Below are 271 nucleotides of genomic sequence, written 5' to 3'. Positions count from 1 at the left end.
CCTCGAAGGCTCGTCAGCTGTTGATCGAAATGCTCTGCTGCCTTCAAGAGTTTCGCCACCTCCAAACTGACACCGCCAACCTCGCCGCGGCACGAATGCCCTTACTGGAAGTTTTTATTGCCGAGTTCCTACGCACCGTCGGGCATATCGTCAAACAAGGCCTGCGCAGCACCTATACCACTCAGCAAAGCAACCTGTTTGCCCTTCGCGGCAAACTGATGATGGCATCCCATCTGCGGCAAAACCTTTGCAGGGCGGACCGGTTCTTTAC

Annotated in this window: 1 protein-coding gene; it reads left to right on the top strand. The window is 55.4% G+C overall.

The genetic code is table 11. From position 1 onward, the window contains the following. A partial coding sequence (locus tag AAEZ08_RS22955) for a 5-methylcytosine restriction system specificity protein McrC (protein WP_500125183.1) occupies positions 1-271 on the top strand: 271 nt, incomplete at both ends.

Source organism: Pseudomonas sp. E45-MNA-CIBAN-0222, from assembly GCF_040310405.1.
Lineage (GTDB): Bacteria > Pseudomonadota > Gammaproteobacteria > Pseudomonadales > Pseudomonadaceae > Stutzerimonas > Stutzerimonas stutzeri_AC.
This window is presented reverse-complemented; position numbering and strand designations above follow the sequence as displayed.